The organism is Helicobacter sp. MIT 14-3879, from assembly GCF_003364125.1.
Genome location: NZ_NXLP01000148.1, coordinates 1 through 1,418, shown reverse-complemented (window position 1 = coordinate 1,418; position 1,418 = coordinate 1). Strand labels below are relative to the sequence as shown.

Below are 1,418 nucleotides of genomic sequence, written 5' to 3'. Positions count from 1 at the left end.
CCACTTAGAATAGAACTTGGGGACCTTAGTTGGTAGTCTGGGTTGTTCCCCTTTTGACGATTGATTTTATCACCCACCGCCTGACTCCCAAGATACGGTCATAGGTATTCGTAGTTTGACAGGGGTTGGTACCGCGGTGAGCAGCCCTAGCCCAATCAGAGCTCTACCCCCTATGACTATCACTTGAGGCTATACCTAAATATATTTCGAAGAGAACCAGCTATCACCAAGTTTGTTTGGCCTTTCACCCCTATCCACAGCTCATCCCAGCCCGTTTCAATGGGCACGAGTTCAGTCCTCCATAAGCTATTACACTTACTTCAACTTGGCCATGGATAGATCACTTGGCTTCGGGTCTGCAGCATCTGACTTTAGCCACCTCATTTATATTCACTTTGCTTGTATGGCTTGTTGTATTAGACGTTTTTCAATGTGTCTTGCTTGTGTTTATGCGATAGCCATAAGGCTTATTATCTCTCACACAAAAGCTTCAACCTCATTCAAAATTTCCCCAACAAGCAATCAAGCTTCACTCCATTTTTTGCTTTTACAATGGTTGTGTTAGCTTTGTGATAGAATCTTAATGCTATCACTCTCTTAGTTTCTCATCAATGAACATCAATGAATATAAAAGAGGTGGCTGCGCCCTTTCAGACTCGCTTTCGCTACGGCTTCGCGTTGGCTTAACCTTGCCAGATACCACAACTCGCAGGATCATTATGCAAAAGGCAGTCCATCACACCAGTGAATCCCTCTGAAAAATCAGGGTAAATTTGATTTGTGCATAATCTTTGCGGGAGTTTGAAAAATCTTGCTCACCTACACCGAGTAGGCTACACTTCGATTTGTTTGCACAACCCACAAACCTTAAGGCACAATCCTAGAATGTTTGGTTACTCCTGCTTTGTAAGGGCAGATTCTAAAAACACATAGAATCTGCTTGCCAAATAGAAAAACCAAAGGCGAAGTATTTTAGATGAGAATTCATGTTATGCAACAATCTGTGCGGAGACTAGCCTTTATTAGCTGCCGCACAAACACATTGCAAATGCTGGATTTCTCATTAAAAGACAAGCCTAAACAATTTCTTTACTTTTTTCCACCACTTTTTCCATTACTTATACTTGGAGCATTATTGCCTCTACCACCGCCACTAGGTTTTCCTGTGCTTGATGGGTAGCCTGCTCCATTAGGGTTACTAGATAGCTGCCCTCTTCCCATTGCTCTCTCCTTATCATTGATAAGATATTTTGAGCAAAAGAACAGGAGAGAAAAGAATAATTCTCTCCCCCAATTCCTCAGAGGGACTCACTATGGTGCTCTGAATGATTGTAGGCAGATGGTTTCAGGTTCTATTTCACTCCGCTCACTGCGGTTCTTTTCACCTTTCCCTCACGGTACTGGTTCGCTATCGGTGT

General features: G+C 42.9%; 1 rRNA gene. It reads right to left on the bottom strand.

Annotation, left to right across the window (positions count from 1 at the left end):
* Window positions 1–1,418 (bottom strand): 23S ribosomal RNA (locus CQA44_RS13050); the annotation flags it as partial.